19 protein-coding genes and 1 tRNA gene are annotated in these 19,261 nt (G+C 32.5%); 15 read left to right on the top strand and 5 right to left on the bottom strand.

Annotated features, from left to right (window positions below; translation table 11 throughout):
* The 5 genes from ACXHHC_RS15685 (at window position 1) to ACXHHC_RS15665 (ending at window position 4,958) form a co-directional block, all read left to right on the top strand.
* Complete coding sequence (locus tag ACXHHC_RS15685; RefSeq protein WP_458227314.1) at window positions 1–3,081, top strand: hypothetical protein; 3,081 nt, start codon at window positions 1–3, stop codon at window positions 3,079–3,081.
* Window positions 3,082–3,294: 213 nt separating this feature from the next.
* A complete protein-coding gene (locus tag ACXHHC_RS15680; RefSeq protein WP_458227313.1) occupies window positions 3,295–3,576 on the top strand; it encodes a hypothetical protein in 282 nt (93 codons plus the stop codon).
* Window positions 3,563–3,877, top strand: a complete 315-nt coding sequence (locus ACXHHC_RS15675) for a hypothetical protein (RefSeq protein WP_458227312.1) — start codon at window positions 3,563–3,565, stop codon at window positions 3,875–3,877. The genes ACXHHC_RS15680 and ACXHHC_RS15675 overlap by 14 nt, the downstream gene beginning before the upstream one ends.
* Before the next feature lie 23 nt (window positions 3,878–3,900).
* Window positions 3,901–4,479 carry a hypothetical protein gene (locus tag ACXHHC_RS15670; protein ID WP_458227311.1) on the top strand — a complete coding sequence of 193 codons (579 nt, stop codon included), beginning with the start codon at window positions 3,901–3,903 and terminating at the stop codon, window positions 4,477–4,479.
* A gap of 11 nt (window positions 4,480–4,490) precedes the next feature.
* Window positions 4,491–4,958 carry a hypothetical protein gene (locus ACXHHC_RS15665; protein WP_458227310.1) on the top strand — a complete coding sequence of 156 codons (468 nt, stop codon included), beginning with the start codon at window positions 4,491–4,493 and terminating at the stop codon, window positions 4,956–4,958.
* Window positions 4,959–5,012: 54 nt separating this feature from the next.
* Here ACXHHC_RS15665 and ACXHHC_RS15660 read toward each other — a convergent pair whose 3' ends face one another.
* A complete protein-coding gene (locus tag ACXHHC_RS15660; RefSeq protein ID WP_458227309.1) occupies window positions 5,013–5,801 on the bottom strand; it encodes a hypothetical protein in 789 nt (262 codons plus the stop codon).
* Window positions 5,802–5,830: 29 nt separating this feature from the next.
* Complete coding sequence (locus ACXHHC_RS15655) at window positions 5,831–6,031, bottom strand: hypothetical protein (protein ID WP_458227308.1); 201 nt, start codon at window positions 6,029–6,031, stop codon at window positions 5,831–5,833.
* Between the two features lie 415 nt (window positions 6,032–6,446).
* Here ACXHHC_RS15655 and ACXHHC_RS15650 point away from each other — a divergent pair, with 415 nt between their 5' ends.
* Entirely contained in the window at window positions 6,447–6,878 is a 432-nt protein-coding gene (locus ACXHHC_RS15650; protein WP_458227307.1) for a helix-turn-helix domain-containing protein, read from the top strand.
* Window positions 6,879–6,948: 70 nt separating this feature from the next.
* Here ACXHHC_RS15650 and ACXHHC_RS15645 read toward each other — a convergent pair whose 3' ends face one another.
* Both ACXHHC_RS15645 and ACXHHC_RS15640 read right to left on the bottom strand, forming a co-directional pair.
* Window positions 6,949–7,101: a hypothetical protein gene (locus ACXHHC_RS15645; RefSeq protein WP_458227306.1), complete on the bottom strand. Its 153-nt coding sequence runs from the start codon at window positions 7,099–7,101 to the stop codon at window positions 6,949–6,951.
* Window positions 7,102–7,299: 198 nt separating this feature from the next.
* Window positions 7,300–7,370: transfer RNA gene (locus ACXHHC_RS15640), tRNA-Gln, on the bottom strand.
* Window positions 7,371–7,598: 228 nt separating this feature from the next.
* Between ACXHHC_RS15640 and ACXHHC_RS15635 the strand changes: the two genes are divergently transcribed.
* A complete protein-coding gene (locus ACXHHC_RS15635; protein ID WP_458227305.1) occupies window positions 7,599–10,676 on the top strand; it encodes a glycosyltransferase family 117 protein in 3,078 nt (1,025 codons plus the stop codon).
* A gap of 3 nt (window positions 10,677–10,679) precedes the next feature.
* On the top strand, window positions 10,680–11,312 hold the full coding sequence (locus ACXHHC_RS15630; RefSeq protein WP_458227304.1) for a polysaccharide deacetylase family protein: 633 nt from the start codon (window positions 10,680–10,682) through the stop codon (window positions 11,310–11,312).
* Here ACXHHC_RS15630 and ACXHHC_RS15625 read toward each other — a convergent pair.
* Complete coding sequence (locus tag ACXHHC_RS15625; protein WP_458227303.1) at window positions 11,309–11,608, bottom strand: thioredoxin family protein; 300 nt, start codon at window positions 11,606–11,608, stop codon at window positions 11,309–11,311. The genes ACXHHC_RS15630 and ACXHHC_RS15625 overlap by 4 nt on opposite strands.
* Window positions 11,609–11,821: 213 nt before the next feature.
* Here ACXHHC_RS15625 and polA point away from each other — a divergent pair, with 213 nt between their 5' ends.
* From polA to tsf, 7 genes are all read left to right on the top strand, one after another.
* Window positions 11,822–14,614 (top strand): DNA polymerase I, encoded by a 2,793-nt coding sequence (gene polA, locus ACXHHC_RS15620; protein ID WP_458227302.1) that lies wholly within the window; start codon window positions 11,822–11,824, stop codon window positions 14,612–14,614.
* A gap of 28 nt (window positions 14,615–14,642) precedes the next feature.
* The gene (locus ACXHHC_RS15615; protein ID WP_458227301.1) at window positions 14,643–15,215 is read left to right on the top strand and encodes an RDD family protein; all 573 of its coding nucleotides are present in this window, start codon (window positions 14,643–14,645) and stop codon (window positions 15,213–15,215) included.
* A 166-nt stretch (window positions 15,216–15,381) separates the two neighbouring features.
* Window positions 15,382–16,197, top strand: a complete 816-nt coding sequence (locus ACXHHC_RS15610; protein ID WP_458227300.1) for a TerC family protein — start codon at window positions 15,382–15,384, stop codon at window positions 16,195–16,197.
* 166 nt (window positions 16,198–16,363) lie between these two features.
* Entirely contained in the window at window positions 16,364–16,825 is a 462-nt protein-coding gene (rplM, locus tag ACXHHC_RS15605) for a 50S ribosomal protein L13 (protein ID WP_458227299.1), read from the top strand.
* 2 nt (window positions 16,826–16,827) lie between these two features.
* Complete coding sequence (rpsI, locus tag ACXHHC_RS15600) at window positions 16,828–17,214, top strand: 30S ribosomal protein S9 (RefSeq protein ID WP_458227298.1); 387 nt, start codon at window positions 16,828–16,830, stop codon at window positions 17,212–17,214.
* 244 nt (window positions 17,215–17,458) lie between these two features.
* On the top strand, window positions 17,459–18,208 hold the full coding sequence (rpsB, locus tag ACXHHC_RS15595) for a 30S ribosomal protein S2 (protein ID WP_458227297.1): 750 nt from the start codon (window positions 17,459–17,461) through the stop codon (window positions 18,206–18,208).
* Between the two features lie 87 nt (window positions 18,209–18,295).
* Window positions 18,296–19,261 (top strand): translation elongation factor Ts, encoded by a 966-nt coding sequence (gene tsf / locus ACXHHC_RS15590; RefSeq protein ID WP_458227296.1) that lies wholly within the window; start codon window positions 18,296–18,298, stop codon window positions 19,259–19,261.

The raw sequence follows: 19,261 nt of genomic DNA, 5'->3' as shown, positions 1-19,261 counted from the left end.
ATGAGTGTAGATAAGACCCCTATTAAATACGAAATAAAACAAGTGAATTTTGTTAAAAAAGCAGATGTAAATCAGACCATGGCTTTTTACTACAAACTAGCTTCTGATTCCGTGTGGTCTTTGGTTGCTGATAACATTACTGTAGACACCAAAGGTTTTTTAAACCAAAAAGTATCTTTAGAAAATTTATTAGAGAAAACTGAATACCAAATTAGAGTAGTCAACAAGACTACTCTAATAGAATACGTGGAAACATTCACTACTTGTGGAAATATGTATGTTGGAGAAAGTCCATTATACATGAAAAAATTATACAAAGGCCAACATTTTACTTGGTACCTAAACGGATTGCAAGAAATATCGGAACCAACAAATACAAACGGTTTCTATTACAAAAGCACCGAGAAATTTGCAGAATTTTACAGTCTTTGGGGACCTTTAGAGTCTCCTAACGGAAAAAGCTGGGTTACTAAAACAAGTAGTAACAATACAGAAATTGTATCAAAAGCTTTTAATATTGGACAGTCTAGATATTTAGGTCTAAACTGGTCACATACTGATGAGAATGCACGCTTATTTGCGTACAACATCATGTCAACCCAAGACTCTAACCTTTGTTTTAATTTCTATATAGATGGTACAAACAACAATGTAGTACTACTTGAATCGTACAATTCAAGCGAGACCCAATTCTTTAAAGTTACATATAACAACGGAATTATTAGTCTTAGTGATGAAACGACCACCGTGTCCTTTTCACAAACTTTCGCAACGGACAAGTGGTATGGAATTCGTTTAATTTTTAACCCAGAAGTAAGAGCATACATCTACGAAGAAGGTAATGTAATAGATAAAATTACTTCTTCTGGTATCAATCCATCTTTCTTTACATCTAGCTCTAACGATCGAGTGTATTTTGGAGCAAAAGACGGAAGCACCAATGGTTTAAATATAAATAGAATGTATTTTACAGAATTACCAGACACTATTTATACCAAAACATTGGCCGAGTACGGATCTGACACCCCAATGGATGACACCAATGATGCAAATCAAAGAGAAATTATTGAAAACTTATTTAAGATTTTTAAATTCTATGATTACACACCAACATTGGTATTTAAGAACACCAGTTCAGCTAGTGGAGATGTAGTATTCTTACCAAACACCAATATTAAACTAGGAGACCAAACAATCGCTCCATTTAGAGGTGTTTCTAACAGAAGTGATGTTGTTGTAGACATTAACTACGATTTAAATTCGCCAGGTGATGATTACACTTTTTGTTTAAAAGGATACCTATATCAATACGATACTAGTTCTTCTTTCCAAGAGGTAGAAATCACCAAAACACTAAGTAATGGAAACGGGAACATCACCCAATTTGTTTTACCTAATGATTTTGCGTACTCTTTTAGGCTAGATTTTAACATCATTCTTCCATCAGGAACATCGGAAGATCTATTAGATTTTAAAATTAATAGTATAGATGCTCAACAAGCTGGAGGTACAACTTTAGATAGTATTTTTAAAGACAACAATGGCACTTTACTAATTAACGATTCTACTAATGGTGATTTGATAAATCTTACAACAGTAAATGCAGCTACATACGAAATAGACATCCCTGCATTAAACTCAGGAAATGTAAGTACTAACGAATACAAAACAGATATAAAGTGGATTGGGTTTGTTAGATCTGATGCCATTAATACAATTATTGACCCAGACATTCCTAGTGGAGACTATACAATTACATGTAAATCCAATACAAGTGGAGAAATTGGACAAGCTGCAATTACCTTGTTAGACCCTCAAGACGAATTACACGACCAACCTTTTTCGGTAGACTTTAGCAATGCTGCGGATTTTGAAGCTGAGAAAGAAAAGTTTGTTGGATTATTCGATACAAACCACACTCAGTGGGGAGGGTATAATGGAGGAACCAATGGTGAACTGATATACTTTGATGAAACCGAGAAGTGTGTTGTTTTGGAACAACATGGAGACGAACACCCGCTAAACGGAGAAATTAAAGGTGTTGCAAAACCAGCCAAAGACAGTTCATTCAACGGTTACGGTATTCCATCTCAGTACACAGGACCAAATGATCCTAACGTAGGAGCAGACAGAACAACACGAGTGGGTTCTATTTTAATCACAAAAAAATATTGTGAATATGGTAGAATGAATGTAAACATGAAGATTCCAACAGAAATGCGTGGTTTATCACCTGCTCTATGGTTCTTCCACTACATGGAGTTGTATCCATCAGACCCAAGATGGGACGAATGGATTGCCAAAGGAGGACAACCCTACTCTGGCGGAGACCCTTACATGGTTATTAACAATGAAATTGATATGGAATTACCATCACATGTTTGTATGGGAGTATTCGCTAGTTGGGATGAATTAGAAAATGCATATTTCGACCCAGATGCTATAGACGACCAGTACAGAGTTGGTGTACAAGACCCATCATCAGCAGATAAATACGGTACCTTCTTACTGATTGACACCAACAACCCAAATAGTTTTAGTTCATGGGTAAAGGAATCTTCATTCGTACAGGATAGAAACGAGCCATTATTTAATGCTTGTAAATTTAACAACTGGATTGGTGAAAAATCATCTGGTAATGGATGGGCGTACGACCAAACAAGCTACGGAGGTGAACAATACTTAGCCTATTTAACAAAGTTGGCTCACAGGTACAACGACAATCAATACCACGAATGGGGAATTGCATGGTATCCTGATAGAACAGAATTGTATGTAGACAATGTCCTAATTAGAACCAATAGAGCATTTGTACCGTTTAATATTATGAAGTACACCTTTGGAGGTTGGTTCCCAACTTTTAAAGAAGCAAAAATAGAAGAGTTCTATAACAATGGTACAGACATGTACAACAGTGGATTAGGTTCTTGGGCAGGAATCAATGCTGATTTTGATGTGGCTCACATTCGAATCAATAAAATTGACTGGACACCATTTACGGGTGTTGACAAGAGCAATTTAGAATACAATGCAGAAGGATTTCCTGAAGCTGGTATTAGAGAATTAAAACTCAATAATTAAAAATTCAAGGAGTAACATATTTACATTTCATTTAATCATAGATCATAGCAATTTTTATACAAAGTTACTCCTTGACTAATACCATATCAGAGTTTTATTCTGATATGGTATTTCCTATACAAAAAACTAAAAAAAAGCTATTATAACACTGATTATAAAATTGAGGAAACTCCACCCCTACTCAATTCTATAATCCCAAAAAAAGAAAACAATATGATTAATTATTTATTTTTTTTACAACACGCCCCTAGTAATTACGAAGATTTAGGTCTTAAATCCATCTTAATATCAAGCATTATTGCTCTTGGTGGGGTTATTATCTATTTGTACAAAAGCAAGGAAAAAGAATTGGCAAAAAAGGACAGCAAAATTATGGAGATCATAAACAGCCACACTAAGGACTTAAAAGAGGCTAACCATGACATGAAAACTTTTGTTGAAAAATATCATCAATTTACAATACAACTAAAAGAAGTTATACGTGGAAAACTATAAACAAAATATAAAAAAACTAAAATCGGAAAGAGAAATCTACAAAGCTAGAATATTAGATTTAACAGAATCTATAGAAAATATTCTAAACTCTTTCTACCTGACGGTAAACAAAACCTTAATCAGTTGGAAACAATTAAAGTCACTTCATATAGGAAAACTATATGCTATAAGCGATGAAATTCAATTTCTAAAAACATATGAAGATCATCTGGAGATTCGATTCGAAGCTTACATAAGAAAAACAGACATCTCTGGAATTAATGAATACTACATAGAGGAAATTGTTGTTTCAACACAGTAACCACAAACCTTAAAATTTAGACCATGACAAACGTAAAAAAATATACAGACAGACAACTACTAAACAAGATACAATCCCTTAAAAGTTTTTCTGGATTTCCTAATAAGGATTTTTTAATTGGAGTAAGATCTTCAGAGAATGCATTTAACAAATACGATGATAAATTCTATCATTTTAACAAGGAACTAAAATGTGTCAACGTCCTTACAGGAACCACAAATAGTGGTTCATATGGCTTTAAAAATTACTTTAAGTGGAATAAAAAAGGGGTTGGCCAGATTAAAGCAGACGAATGTTATTACAATGTTTGGAAACCTGGACTTCACAAGAAAAAAATGAAAGCACTAAGACAAGTAGGTGGATTTAAAATTATCCGTAAAACATCTCCTAAAGACCCCAATAAAAATTGGAACTGGGAATACAATAAAGGCTTTAATTTTCATACCAACACTTATACTATACACCAAAAAAGAATTAACTGGTTTATAAACGGTTGGTCTGTTGGGTGCCAAGTTGTAAACGACGCTAAAGATTATTATTACACGCTCGATCAATTAAACAATCAAGACAGCGTAACCTATATATTATTAAATGAATTTTAAACACGAACACTATGAATTGGATAAGCGCAGTATTAGACCTTATTGGCATAGGAAAAAAAGCCATAGAAAATAGAGCTAAAAGAAAGCTCTCTAAAATAGAATCAGAAAACAAAATTAATGAAGCTAAGACATTTGCAGAAGTTAAAAGAATTGAAAGCATAACAGCATCTGACAATTCTATTGATTTTGAAAGTGTGAAACAAATGCAAAAATCTTGGAAAGATGAGTTTTTAATGACGATTGTTTACACACCTTTTGCCATTGTAATAATTGTACCCTTTATTACCGCATACAAAACAGGAAATTGGGAAAACCTTAATACTTATATGATAGATAGTTTTAAAACGTTAAATGATTTACCTGAATGGTACCCCTGGATAGCTGGATTAATTCTAATAGCCACTTTTGGTTTTAGAAGCATTTTAAGACGAGGAATAGAAGCAGCTGTACAAGCTTTTATCAAAAGAATTAATAACTAGCCCCTAATTTTCTAAACCTTAAAAGTTGACTAAATTTATCTTAGTCAACTTTTTTTACCCCGCTTCTTCTAATCTACCTAAAAGCTTTCTCCAATCTTTATTTCTCCAACTTGTTTTATACCTTCTCCAGCACATAGATTTACCAGAAGTTAATTCTTTGTACTCCATATAAGCCTCTGTTTGCTCTTTAAAGAAATCATAATCATTAATATTCCCCATATAATCCATAGCACGTTTTGTTAAGGTTGGAGTTTTTTGATCAAAAAAAGTAACAACGTCCTCTTTAAATTTCATATCATCAATTCTAGAAGTATTTAAAGTCTCTTGATATGACCAAGCTTCTACATCTTTCCTCTTAAAAAGAATTATGTTTTTTTCTTTCAATAAACGATCAACTTTTTTCTTTAAAAGTTTATCATTCTTTAGATTTAAATCCTCCAAACTCAGCCTTTCCTTTACGTAATTAGCAAGAGTCTTGTCCATATGATACTCCTTTTTTAAAAATTTTATTAAATAACTTTTCTTTCCAGCGATTACACGTTTGTCTAAGTACAATTTTTTCTCTTTAACCAATTCGGAAAACTGTCCATGCACCAATCTATTCTCTTCATCGGGAATAAACTTCATCTTAATATACCTTTGAAATACTCTATTAAACCTTGGATACTCCGAATAAGCTACCCCACAAAGAGATGCTAATTTTTCGGTACTATTAGGCAAACTTCCTTTTTCAAACTCGTGTAAAATTAACTTTGTATACCAACCCACACAATCTGCATCCATTTCCGAAATATCTTTAAAAAACGCACTTACATTTATACTTGCACAATATCCTTCTTTCATAACTTTTTCTTTTAATAATTCTAATAAAACTAGGACACAACCTCTGCAATAAAGCGGCTGTGCTGAATAATTGTTTTAGCAACACTACGTTGGGTAAAAAAAAAGGTTCTATTGGAATGATTCACCAAAATAGAATCACATACAATGTATGAATGAGAGTTTTTTAATTCTTTATATCCTCTTTTATCTGACAATTCCAACGCCATATTAAATGCTCTTGATCTTCCCATTTTTATTAATTTCTAATTTTCAACAATCTTTTGAACTTTTAAATTATCCCTCTAAAAAATGATAGGAATAATGTAGTTTTAGCTAATAATGAATCTAGAAATTAATATTCCGCAGAATACGAATTAAGTAAAAGTTGATTTTTGCAAAAAACACTTGAGGTACATAAATAGTATTTATGCTACAGCATAACGCTATGTTCTTAATCTTTAACATATTTTTTCTCTTTTTCTAGCAAACAATAAGATAGTCTAGCAAGATAGGGGTAACTAACTTATATCATTTTTATAATGAGCATTATAAAATATTATCAATAACCTTTAATTGTTATATTTGTATTAACGCCTCATTAATCACAAATATAATCACAATTTTGTGATTAACAATCAAAAAAATAAAATTTTTAGTCACTTTTTTGTGACTAAGCTATCACTATTTAGGAATATGGATGGATTTGAATTAGCTAAAAAAAGAAAAGAACTAGACATGACTCAAGAAGAGTTAGGTCAAGAAGTAGGGATGAGTAAAAACACAATATATAATTATGAAACAAGCGGAAAGATACCAAAATCTAAAATTCCGTTATTCATAAGTTTATTTAACATGCATTACAAACCCGAAAAAGAAAACACCAACAGAGACCTAACTTCTTCTGTAAAAAAAGAAGAAAAACCCCGTAGTTTAGATGAAATTCTTGATGAATACTCTGTTGATGATATCATGTCCTATATATCATTGAACTTAGATAAAAGGTCGTTTGAGAACAATAAAATTTTTAAAATGTTCGAAACTATTATAATTCAGAGAGCAATTATTAAAGGAAAAATCAAGTCAAAAGATGTTTTTTAACCCTACTCCCCTTAACCCACACATAAAAATGCCTGAACTACAAAAACTTACAGAATAGAATACTTAAAAACTATTTATTATTGAATGCGTTTTTTGATTCAAAGTCTTTAATTATTTTATAGTTTTTTCTAATCTCGTTCATTAAGATTTCATGTACTTGCTCTATAGTTGTTATGTTTTTGTTTTCTTTTTGACCTCTTGTTGTTTTCGTATCTTTTTCCATATCAAGAAAGTTGTTATTAATTAAACGTAGTCTTGAAATTATAACATTATTTGAAAACAATAAACCACAACAGATATACACCAGGACAAACTAACAACTCATTATCAATTATTTAGGACACAAATAATTCTAAAAAAGTTTTTTGAGGAACTTATATAAAAAAAAAGAAGCTCAGTTATATAACTGAGCTTCTTAAAGTTGTCCCACAAGGACTCGAACCTTGAATGACGGTACCAAAAACCGGAGTGTTACCATTACACCATGGGACAGTGCGTTTGCGGATGCAAATATACAGCACATCTACGATTCCACAAAACTTTTTTCAAAAAAAAATCGTTTTTTTTTCACTTAAAAAGACTAATGTCTGATTATCAATAAAATATTTTTTTCTTTTATATACTCGCTGATTATAAAAGGGAACATTTTTTGATATTTACACTGCCAACATCTTTAATTAATTAAATTTGTGACTAAAATTTTAGTCTTTATATCATCAGATGAAAGAAAATACTTATCAGAAATGGAATATAATCCTAGGATGGATTGTTTTTGGAATATCACTAGTTACTTATACTCTAACACTAGAGCCCACTGTTAGCTTCTGGGATTGTGGAGAATACATATCAACTTCTGTTAAACTAGAGGTTGGACATCCACCCGGTGCTCCATTATTCCAAATGTTAGGTGCTTTCTTTGCAATGTTTAGTAGCTCTAGTAGCAACGTAGCATATATGGTAAACTTTATGTCTGGCTTAGCTAGTGCTTTTACCATTCTATTTATGTTTTGGTCACTTACCAATTTAATAAAAAGAGTTGCTATTAAAAAAAGTGAATTCACCACTAACAAGGCAATTGCTATTTTAGGTAGTGCCTTTGTAGGTAGTTTAACTTACACCTTCTCTGATAGTTTTTGGTTTAGTGCTGTAGAAGCCGAAGTATACGCTATGTCATCTTTCTTAATGGCCTTATTGTTTTGGCTAGGATTAAAATGGGAAAGTGCTTTTGCAGAACCAAGAGGTAATAAGTGGTTAATTTTAATTTCTTTAGTAATTGGACTATCTTTTGGTGTACACATTCTATCTCTATTAGTAATACCTTCTATTGTATTTATATATTTAAACCACTATTACAAAAAATACAATACTAAAAATTTTATTATTGCCAACATTATTGCTGTAGGAGCCTTGGTATTTATATTTAAATTCTTGTTTCCTTTTACCCTTAAATTCTTTAGTATTTCTGAATTGTTTTTTATTAATAATTTAGGACTACCTTTTAATTCTGGTACTATTATAGCTGGCTTGGTAATTATAGCTGCTTTCTACTTTGGATTAAACTACACCAAAAAAAATAAAAAGTATTTAGCAAACACTGCTTTACTCTCTATTTTATTTGTGATGATTGGATTTTCGTGCTGGCTTATGCTCCCTATAAGATCTAACACCAACACCACCATTAATGAAAACAACCCTGCTTCTGCTAGAGAATTATTAGCCTACTACAATCGTGAACAATACGGTGATGCAAATATTTTTTACGACACCTATTACTCTTCTAAATACGATAGAGAACCTGCAAGAGATGCAAATGGAGAAGTAATAATGCAAGATGTAAAACCTAAGTATGAAAAAGATTTAGAAAACGGTAAATACATTATTGTAAACGATTACAAAAACGCTCGCGAAAAAACATCTGACAAACACAAAGGTTTTATACCACGAATGGTAATGCCAGCCTCTGAACCTTATTACAAATCTATTGCAGGAATTCCTGAAAAGAGTAGAGAGAAACCTACTTTTGGTCAGAACATAACCTTTATGGCTAAATTTCAATTTGGATACATGTATTTTAGATATTTGTTTTGGAATTTTATTGGAAAACAAAATGACGAGCAGGGTAGAATGGATCCTTTTAACGGTAACTGGATGTCTGGAATTAAACCCATAGACAATTTAGCCGTAGGAATATCTCAAGACAACCTACCCGATGAAATGAAAAACAACAAAGGGAGAAATTTATACTTTGGGATTCCATTTATTCTTGGAATAATAGGCCTAATATATCAATCTACTAGAAACAAGAGAAACTTTTACAACCTATTACTTTTCTTTGCCTTTACCGGATTTGCTATTATATTTTATACAAACCCAAAGCCTTTTGAACCAAGAGAAAGAGATTACGCAATAGTAGGTTCTTTCTATATTTTTGCAATGTGGGTTGGTTTTGGAGTTTACGCTATTTTTGAAAAAGTAAGCTCTTTTATAAAACCATCTAAAGCAGTAGCCATATTAATACCAGCTTCTTGCTTATTAGTATCTCCCTTATTAATGGCTTCACAAAATTGGGACGACCATGACAGATCTAACAAATACACTGCATTTTTTAACGCAAAAGCATATTTAGATTCTTGTGACAAAAACGCTATTTTATTTACCATTGGAGACAACGATACCTTTCCACTTTGGTACATGCAAGAAGTAGAAGGTTACAGAACCGATATTAAAATCATCAATACAAGTTTACTAGCTACAGATTGGTATATAGACCAAATGAAGCGAAAAACTTATGATGCCCCTCCTATTCCATCTCAACTAACTCACAAACAATACCGCTGGGGAACTTTGGATGTAGCTTACCATACGGGGCAACTAGAAGGAAGATGGGACATTAAAGACTTTATGACATGGATAAGTTCTCCTAGTAAAAAGACCTATCTTGAAGTTGGAGAAGGGAAATTTGAAAAATTTTATCCTACCAACAAACTTAGATTAAACATTGATAAAGAAGCTGTTCTAAAAAATGGAATTGTTAAAGCAAAAGACTCTGCCTTAATTGTTGACCACATGGATTTAGATGTAGATGAAAGAGGTTTGACTAAAAACAGAATTTTAATGTTAGACATTTTAGCGAACAACAATTGGGAAAGACCTATCTATTTTACTGGAGGATCTAATAGCGACGACGAATACTTATGGCTAAAAGATCACTTACAATTAGATGGTTTAGCTTTTCAACTAGTACCTATTAAAACACCAAACGAATATGGTATTTTGGGTATGGGAAGAATTGACTCTGACAAACTTTATGAACAAATAAAATCTTGGGATTTTGGTCATCATGGAAAAGACTTTTACGTTGATAATGAATCTAGAAAAAACTCTATATCATACAGAAACAACATCTCTAGATTAGTTGAAGCATTAATTAACGAAGGTAAACTAGATAAAGCTGAAGAAATACTAGATATTAGCTTTGAAAAACTACCTATAGAAAAATACCAACAGTATGGTGTCTGCCTTGGATTTCCAGAACAATACTACTTATTAAACAGGCCCGAAAAAGCTAGAAAAGCCGCAGATTTATTACTTAATATATTCCAACAAAAACTACTTTATTTTAGCAAGTTAACTAGAGGAAACATCAACTACCTTTCTCAGGAACTAGATACAGAGTTTAGAATGTACCAAACAATTGCTGCAGACGTAAATAAGTACGAGAAAGACACTGTTTACAAAGAAAAAGTTGAAAAAGAATTCATTGAACATATAGAAATTTTCGAAGGATTATTGAAATAATATATGAAAACATACCCTGTTAAAACTCCAAACTTACTTAAGACCTTTTTTAAGAAATTGGTTTGGAGTTTTAACACAAAGGAAAAAGAAATCTATCTTACTTTTGACGATGGTCCAATCCCCCAAATAACACCATGGGTATTAGAACAACTAAGAATTTACAACGCTAAGGCAACCTTCTTCTGCATTGGCGATAATATTAGAAAACATCCTGAAATTCTAAAACAAATCATTTCAGAAAATCACAAAATTGGGAACCACACATTTAACCATCTAAATGGTTGGAAAAACAACAATCAAACATACATAGAAAACATACTTCTTACCGAAGAGCATATCAGCCAAAAAAATTCTTCAAAAATATTTAGGCCTCCCTACGGAAAAACAACTCCAAAACAAGTAAAGAAGCTTATAGAAATGGGATATCAAATTATTATGTGGGATGTGCTAAGCGGAGATTTTGACAATACAATCTCTCACGTGAAATGTACCAAAAACGTACTTAACAATGTTTCTAATGGTAGCATTGTGGTATTTCACGACAGTATAAAAGCATTTCCAAGACTTAAAGAAACACTTCCTAGGGTATTGAAAGAATTAAAAGATAAAGGGTATTGTTTTAAGGTAATTCCTTAAACGTACTGCTGCACTAAACTTATCAAAGTATTAGCATCTTGCTCACCAGCTTGCCTCCATTTCATATCTCCATTTTTATAGATAACATAAGTAGGATTCGCTTTTACTTTTAAAGCATTCACCAAAGTTTCGTTCTTTTCAATATCAATTTTAATCACCTTTGCTCTATCACCTAAAGCTGCAACAACATCTCTTAAAACCATACCTGTAGGCTCTTCTTCTTCATCGTTCCATTGCGCATAAAAATCAATCAACACAGGAACATCTACCTTAATTAAATCACCAAATTTCGTCATATTAGTATTGTTTTTTAAACTCCTTTTTATTGGACAAATATTTGTATTACCACAAAAATTAGTGTAATATAACTTTTTATACAATTATACAAAAAAAACAACAAATAATTTCACACAAAGAAAACAGTTTATTAACAAACCTCAGTATCTACTTAATCTTTCACTTACAATTCACTAGTTTTAGTTACATTTACCCTACTTAAAATTTCACGTATGGCTTCGGAAAAAAGACTGTTTCTATTAGACGCTTTTGCATTAATATTTAGAGGTTATTATGCCCTCATCAAAAATCCTAGAATAAACTCTAAAGGCATGGATACTTCTGCCATTTTAGGTTTTACTAACTCCCTACTAGATGTTATTAAAAGAGAAAAACCAGAATTACTTGCAGTAGCTTTTGACAAAGGAGGATCTGCAGCAAGGACTGAAGCTTTTGAAGCATACAAAGCCAACAGGCAAGAAACACCAGAAGCTATTAAAATTGCAGTTCCTTACATACAAGAAATCTTAAAAGCCATGAACATCCCCATTATTGAGGAAGCTGGTTTTGAAGCAGACGACTTGATTGGAACACTTGCCAAACAGGCAGAAAAAGAAGGATGCCAGGTATACATGGTGACTCCGGATAAAGATTATGCACAATTGGTTTCTGAGAACATATTTATGTATCGTCCTGCAAGAATGGGAAATGGTATTGAAATATGGGACGTAGAAAAAGTAAAAGAAAAATTTGAAGTAGAATCCCCTTTACAAGTGATAGATTATTTGGGAATGATGGGTGATGCTGTTGACAACATCCCTGGATTACCTGGTGTTGGAGACAAAACTGCCAAAAAATTTATTAAACAATACGGCTCTATGGAAGGCCTTTTAGCTAATACACACGAGTTAAAAGGTAAAATGAAAGAAAAAGTAGAAGCCAATAAAGAACTTGGTATTCTATCTAAGCAGCTTGCAACTATTATGTTGGATTGTCCTGTTGCGTATCACGAAGAGGATTTTACAATGTGCAAACCCAACCTAGAAGAAGTTCATAAAATTTTTCACGATCTAGAGTTTAGAAGAATTGCAGACAGCATTAACAAACTTTTTAATCCAGAACCAACTGTTGTAACAGCCGAAAAAAAAGAGACAAACCTCATCACTCCTAGTGATCAACTTGATTTATTTTCGGAAGGATCTACTCCCGAACAGGTTTCAACAGGCTACAGCACTATCTCTTCCTCTAAATCTGTTTATCAATATATAAACACAGACTTTTCTAGACAACTATTCTTAAGAAAACTAGCAACACAACCCAAGGTGTCTTTTGAACTGGTGACGGAAAGAGAAAATTTTAAGGATGAAATTATAGGGTTTGGATTTTCATACGAACCCAATACCGGATACTACATACCTGTAACCGAAAACAAACTCCAAATTCTAGAAGAACTAAAAGTCTTCTTTGAAAACAGATCTATAGAAAAGATTTGTTATGATGTAAAGAGCAATATTAAAATATTGGCAAACTACAACATTGTATTACACGGGGATATTTTTGACATTAGTTTAGCACACTACTTGTTACATCCAGACATGAGACATCAATTAGAAGTCTTGTCAGAAACGTACTTAAATTACGAAGTAACACATCAGGAAAAGGTTTTAGGTAAAGGAAGAAACAAAGTAAAACTTTCCGACGTTAGTCTAGACAATATCACACCCTATACTTGCGAACAATCCGACGTGTGTTTTCAATTAGAAAAACAATTTAGAGAAAAGCTAAAAGAGAACAACCTAGAAACACTATACGATTCTATTGAACTTCCACTACTAAAAGTTTTAGGAAAAATGGAACTAGCGGGAATTAACTTAGATGTTGATTTCTTAAAAGAATTATCTGTTAAATTGGACTCTGATATTATCAACCTAGAAAAAGAAATATACACTTTAGCAGGCGAAGAATTCAATATCGCTTCACCAAAACAATTAGGTATTGTTTTATTTGAAAATATGAAATTGGTTGACAAACCCAAAAAAACAAAAACAGGTCAATACGCTACAGGAGAAGACATCCTAAACAAATTAGCCTCGGAACATGAAATTGTAGATAAAATATTAAGTTATCGTGGATTGGTAAAATTGAAGAACACTTATGTAGATTCCTTACCAAACGAAGTAAACCCTACGACTAATAGAGTACACACAACATATAGTCAATCTACTGCCGCAACAGGGCGTTTAAGTTCTAACAATCCGAACCTACAAAACATCCCTATAAGAACCGAAAGAGGAAAATTAATTCGTAAAGCTTTCATTAAAAAAGACGAAAACTACATTCTTTTTGCTGCGGATTACTCTCAAATAGAATTAAGATTAATCGCAGAGCTAAGTCAAGATCCAGAAATGGTTACTTCTTTCCAAAATGGAGATGACATTCACCGCTCCACAGCTGCCAAGGTTTTTGGTATTGCACCAGAAGAGGTAACAAGAGAACAACGTAGCCATGCCAAAACTGTAAACTTTGGAATTATCTACGGAGTTTCTGCCTTTGGACTGAGTCAACAAACGAATTTAAGTAGAAAAGAATCTAAAGAACTAATTGACACCTACTACGAAACCTATCCTACGCTGAAAAAATACATGGCAGATCAAGTAGACTTTGCCAAGGAGCACGGTTACGTAAAGACCTTATTAGACAGACGTCGATATTTAAAAAACATCAACTCCGCAAACGCTATTGTACGTTCTGCTGACGAACGAAACGCTGTAAATGCTCCTATCCAAGGAACCGCTGCTGACATTATTAAAATAGCTATGATTGACATTCAGCAAGCCTTGGAAGAAGGAAATTATCAAAGTAAGATGTTACTGCAAGTACATGATGAATTGGTATTTGACATCCATAAAGATGAACTAGAAGAATTAAAACCTTTAATCATTTCTAAGATGGAAAATGCTTATAAATTAAGCATTCCTTTAGTAGTAGATACAGATATGGGAAACAATTGGTTAGATGCGCATTAATTGATACTTTTACTGGAAAAAATAAATTATGTTAAAGAACTTATCTTTATGTAAAAGCTGCACTAATCACAAAGCAACGTTAGAACAAGGAATTATTTGTGGATTAACACTCAAAAAGCCTAATTATGATAACACCTGTAATGATTACAATGAAGATTCTGTTTTAAAAGCAAAAAACGATCTTTTAGAATTAGATAATCTTTATGAAGAAGCCTCTAAGAGTAAGCGTTTTGCAAACTATTTAATCGACTTAGTCTTTAAGTTGATTATTGCAGCTATCCTTGGGCTTATTTTAGGATTACTAGCTCCTTCATTTATTCTATCTATGGAAGGGAATAAAATATTCGATTACGTAACCGGGTTCATTATTACATTTATCTATTATTCAGTCTTTGAGTTTTATACTGGAAAAACACTTGGAAAAATCATCACGAAAACAAAAGTGCTGACCGAAGAAAATGAAAAACCATCTTTGAATACGATTCTAGCAAGAAGTGCCTATCGAATCGTTCCTTTTGACGCTTTTTCATTTTTGGGTAGTGAAGGTGGTTGGCACGATAGATGGTCTAAAACCAAAGTTGTCTTAGAAAAAGAAGATTAATTACACCTATACAGTTCTATAAACTTAAGCTTGATTTTTTTTGTATTTAAGTATCGTAATAATAGATTTATTTCTAACCAAGATCTATATATTTTTTAGGTAGACTCTGTATTCGAATAAACAAAACTCATCACTTTTTTACAACAAAGAACAATTCAAAATTACTATGGAAAATTTATTTAGCTTACAAAGCATTTTTACACTGGTTATGCTTGTTATACTACAAGCAGTCTTAGGATTCGACAATTTATTATACATTTCTTTAGAATCTAAAAAAGCACCTCTTGAAACCCAAGCAGGAGTTAGAAAAAAAGGAATTTTAATAGCTATTGTATTAAGAATTGTTCTTCTATTTATACTAGTCTCCGTGATAGACCTTTTTCAAGAACCATTCTCTTTGTTAACTGGAGAAATTAAAGACATTGTAAAGTTTTCATTTAACGGCCACAGCATTATAGTACTTGTTGGAGGTGGATTTATTTTATACACCGCCATTAAAGAAATTTGGCACATGCTTTCTTTACACGATTTAGAAGAAGGGGTTGACAACGATTCAAAATCAAAAAAAAGTGCCACAGCAGCAATTGTTACTATTGTAATTATGAACCTTGTTTTTTCTTTTGATTCTATTCTAGCTGCTATTGGCTTAACTAGCGAGATAAAAGATGAGACCACTTCTTTTATTATTATGGCTATTGCTATTGTTTTAAGCGGTGGACTAATGTTAGTTTTAGCTGATAAAGTATCTAAATTCTTAAAGAAAAACAGAATGTATGAAGTTCTGGGACTTTTTATACTTTTTATAGTTGGAATTATGCTACTTACAGAAGGAGGACACTTAGCCCATATAGAACTATTTGGAAATCATATTACACCAATGAGCAAAACTACTTTCTATTTTGTAATTACCATATTGGTTTTAATAGATATAGTACAAAGCAGGTACCAAAAGAAATTATTAGCTAAAAAAGCAAAGCTATAATCTGATATACGAGGATTCTGAAAATGAATCTTTTAAAAATAAAAAGGCTGTAAATTTAAATAATTTATAGCCTTATTTTTTTATTGCCAATTAAAAAAATAGTGCTAATTTTGCAATCCCTTGGAGAATCCAAGAAGAATTATTGTTTAATTATATACAAAAACTAATGTCAAAAGATACATTAAGTTACAAAACGGTATCGGCTAACAAAGCAACTGTTGATAAGCAGTGGGTTTTAGTTGATGCGGACGGACAAACATTGGGTCGTTTAGCTTCTAAAGTTGCAAAACTTATTAGAGGTAAGTACAAGCCAAGCTTTACTCCACACGTAGATTGTGGTGACAACGTTGTAATCATCAACGCTGAAAAAGTTCAATTAACTGGAAACAAGTGGTCTGACAAATCTTACATTCGTCACACAGGTTACCCAGGAGGTCAAAGAAGTTTAACTGCAACAGAAATGTTCGAAAAAGATCCTACAAGATTAATCGAAAAAGCAGTAAAAGGAATGTTACCTAAAAACAAATTAGGAAGCGCTCTTTACAAAAACTTATACGTTTATGCAGGTGCTGAGCACGCTCAAGAAGCTCAACAACCATCAGCTATTAACTTAAACGACCTTAAATAATTATGGAAACTATTCACAAAATTGGTAGAAGAAAAACTGCCGTAGCAAGAGTATACGTTTCTGAAGGAAAAGGAAACATTACTGTTAATGGAAAAGAATTAAATGCTTACTTAACTACTGGTACTTTACAGTACAAAGTTAAACAAGGTTTATTATTAACTGACAACTTAGAGTCTTTTGACATTACTGTAAATGTTTACGGTGGTGGAGTTACAGGACAAGCTGAAGCTATTCGTTTGGCAATCTCTAGAGCATTGTGTGAAATTAATCCTGAATACAGAACTGTATTAAAACCAGAAGGATTATTAACTCGTGACCCTAGAATGGTTGAACGTAAGAAATTCGGACAAAAGAAAGCGAGAAAGAAATACCAATTCTCAAAGCGTTAATATTTACAAAGTTTTTAAAGTTACAAGGTTTAAAGTTTATCAATTTATTCTTAAGCTTTCAGCCTTTAGCTTTACAAAGCTAACAACAAATTAAAAACATTGTTTAGTCAAATGGTTAAGACTTTCAGTTTAGATATAAGATCCTAGAAATCCTGAATAATTTAATTATTCAACTTCTGAAATCTAACATCTGTAAGAAACTACTCAGCCATTGCCTAAATAACAATTCTAAACAATATATATTATGGCAAATATTCAAGAATTATTAGATGCTGGTGTACACTTTGGACACTTAACAAGAAAGTGGAACCCAAGTATGGCTCCTTACATCTACACAGAGCGTAACGGAGTTCACATCATTGATTTATACAAAACTTCGGCTAAAATTGACGAAGCATCTGCTGCTTTAGAAAAGATTGCTGCATCAGGAAGAAAAATCTTATTTGTTGCAACTAAGAAACAAGCTAAAGATATCGTTGCTGAAAAAGCTGGAGCTGTAAACATGCCTTACATTACAGAAAGATGGCCAGGTGGTATGTTAACTAACTTTGTTACTATCCGTAAAGCTGTTAAGAAAATGGCTCAGATTGATAGAATGAAGACTGACGGTTCTTTTGATGCTTTATCTAAAAGAGAAAAATTACAAATCGATCGTCAACGTGCTAAATTAGAAAAGAACTTAGGTTCTATTTCTGATATGACTCGTTTACCTGGAGCTTTATTTATTATTGATGTTAAGAAAGAGCACATTGCTGTAGCAGAAGCTAAGAAATTAAACATTCCTGTTTTTGCAATGGTAGATACAAACTCTGATCCTAGTGATGTTGACTTTGTAATTCCATCTAACGATGATGCTTCTAAATCTATTGATAAGATCTTATCGTTAACTACTGAAGCTGTTGCTAAAGGATTAAGCGAAAGAAAAGCTGGTAAAGAAGCTGCTGCTGCACCTGCACAAGAGGCTGAAGCACCTGCTACTGAAGGAGCAAAATAATATTACAAAAATTTAACATGTAACGGTACAAAACTTTTCTAATTTTGTACCGTTCATTTTATAAAATAACATTAAAAAAATATAACTATGGCAGATATTAAAGCAGCTGATGTAATGAAATTAAGAAAGATTACTGGAGCTGGTATGATGGACTGTAAAAAAGCTTTAATCGAAGCTGAAGGTGATTTTGATGGTGCGATTGAAGTATTACGTAAAAGAGGTCAGAAAATGGCTGCAAAAAGAGCTGATCGTGAGTCTAGCGAAGGAGCAGCTATCTCTGTAGTAAACGAAGACAAAACTGTTGGAGTTTCTATAGTATTAGGATGTGAAACTGACTTTGTTGGAAAAAACGAAGATTTTGTTGCTTTAGCTAAATCTTTAGCAGCTGCAGCTTTAGACTACAAAACTAAAGAAGAGTTTTTAGCTTCTGACTTTGGTGGTGTTTCTGTTGCTGATAAATTAGTTGAACAAACTGGTGTAGTAGGAGAAAAATTAGAGATTAATGATTTCGCAAGAGTTGAAGCTCCTTTCGTAGGTTCTTACATTCACGTTGGAAACAAGATTGCTTCTTTAGTAGGTTTATCTGAAGCTATTGATAGCGCTGATACTTTATCTAGAGATATTGCAATGCAAGTTGCTTCTATGGGAGCTACTTCATTATCTTACAAAGATTTTGATCCTGCATTTGTTGCTTCTGAAACTGAAGCAAGAATTGCTGCTATTGAAAAAGATAACATTGAATTAGGAAGATTAGGGAAAACTTTAAAAAACGTTCCTCAATTTATTTCTAAGTCTCAATTAACTGAAGAAGTTTTAGCAAAAGCAGAAGAAGATGCTAAAGCTGAATTGGCTGCTGAAGGAAAACCAGAGAAAATCTGGGATAGAATTTTACCAGGAAAAATGGAAAGATTCATTTCTGACAACACAACTTTAGATCAAGAACAATGTTTATTAGACCAAAACTTTATTAAAGACGAAAAGAAAACTGTTGCAGCATATGTGGCAGCTTCTAACGTTGAAGTTACTGGTTTTACAAGAGTAACATTAGGATAA

The sequence above is a fragment of the Wenyingzhuangia sp. IMCC45574 genome (genome assembly GCF_054182685.1).
Note: the sequence above shows the minus strand (reverse complement) of the source record. Positions and strands in the feature narration are given on the sequence as shown.

What these genes read in the sequence shown, in the direction of transcription:
- ACXHHC_RS15685 (WP_458227314.1), top strand. Translation starts at nt 1, where the DNA reads ATGAGTGTAGATAAGACCCCTATTAAATACGAAATAAAACAAGTGAAT.
- ACXHHC_RS15680 (WP_458227313.1), top strand. Translation starts at nt 3,295, where the DNA reads ATGATTAATTATTTATTTTTTTTACAACACGCCCCTAGTAATTACGAA.
- ACXHHC_RS15670 (WP_458227311.1), top strand. Translation starts at nt 3,901, where the DNA reads ATGACAAACGTAAAAAAATATACAGACAGACAACTACTAAACAAGATA.
- ACXHHC_RS15665 (WP_458227310.1), top strand. Translation starts at nt 4,491, where the DNA reads ATGAATTGGATAAGCGCAGTATTAGACCTTATTGGCATAGGAAAAAAA.
- ACXHHC_RS15660 (WP_458227309.1), bottom strand. Translation starts at nt 5,801, where the DNA reads ATGAAAGAAGGATATTGTGCAAGTATAAATGTAAGTGCGTTTTTTAAA.
- ACXHHC_RS15655 (WP_458227308.1), bottom strand. Translation starts at nt 6,031, where the DNA reads ATGGGAAGATCAAGAGCATTTAATATGGCGTTGGAATTGTCAGATAAA.
- ACXHHC_RS15645 (WP_458227306.1), bottom strand. Translation starts at nt 7,101, where the DNA reads ATGGAAAAAGATACGAAAACAACAAGAGGTCAAAAAGAAAACAAAAAC.
- ACXHHC_RS15635 (WP_458227305.1), top strand. Translation starts at nt 7,599, where the DNA reads ATGAAAGAAAATACTTATCAGAAATGGAATATAATCCTAGGATGGATT.
- ACXHHC_RS15630 (WP_458227304.1), top strand. Translation starts at nt 10,680, where the DNA reads ATGAAAACATACCCTGTTAAAACTCCAAACTTACTTAAGACCTTTTTT.
- ACXHHC_RS15625 (WP_458227303.1), bottom strand. Translation starts at nt 11,608, where the DNA reads ATGACGAAATTTGGTGATTTAATTAAGGTAGATGTTCCTGTGTTGATT.
- polA (WP_458227302.1), top strand. Translation starts at nt 11,822, where the DNA reads ATGGCTTCGGAAAAAAGACTGTTTCTATTAGACGCTTTTGCATTAATA.
- ACXHHC_RS15615 (WP_458227301.1), top strand. Translation starts at nt 14,643, where the DNA reads ATGTTAAAGAACTTATCTTTATGTAAAAGCTGCACTAATCACAAAGCA.
- ACXHHC_RS15610 (WP_458227300.1), top strand. Translation starts at nt 15,382, where the DNA reads ATGGAAAATTTATTTAGCTTACAAAGCATTTTTACACTGGTTATGCTT.
- rplM (WP_458227299.1), top strand. Translation starts at nt 16,364, where the DNA reads ATGTCAAAAGATACATTAAGTTACAAAACGGTATCGGCTAACAAAGCA.
- rpsI (WP_458227298.1), top strand. Translation starts at nt 16,828, where the DNA reads ATGGAAACTATTCACAAAATTGGTAGAAGAAAAACTGCCGTAGCAAGA.
- rpsB (WP_458227297.1), top strand. Translation starts at nt 17,459, where the DNA reads ATGGCAAATATTCAAGAATTATTAGATGCTGGTGTACACTTTGGACAC.
- tsf (WP_458227296.1), top strand. Translation starts at nt 18,296, where the DNA reads ATGGCAGATATTAAAGCAGCTGATGTAATGAAATTAAGAAAGATTACT.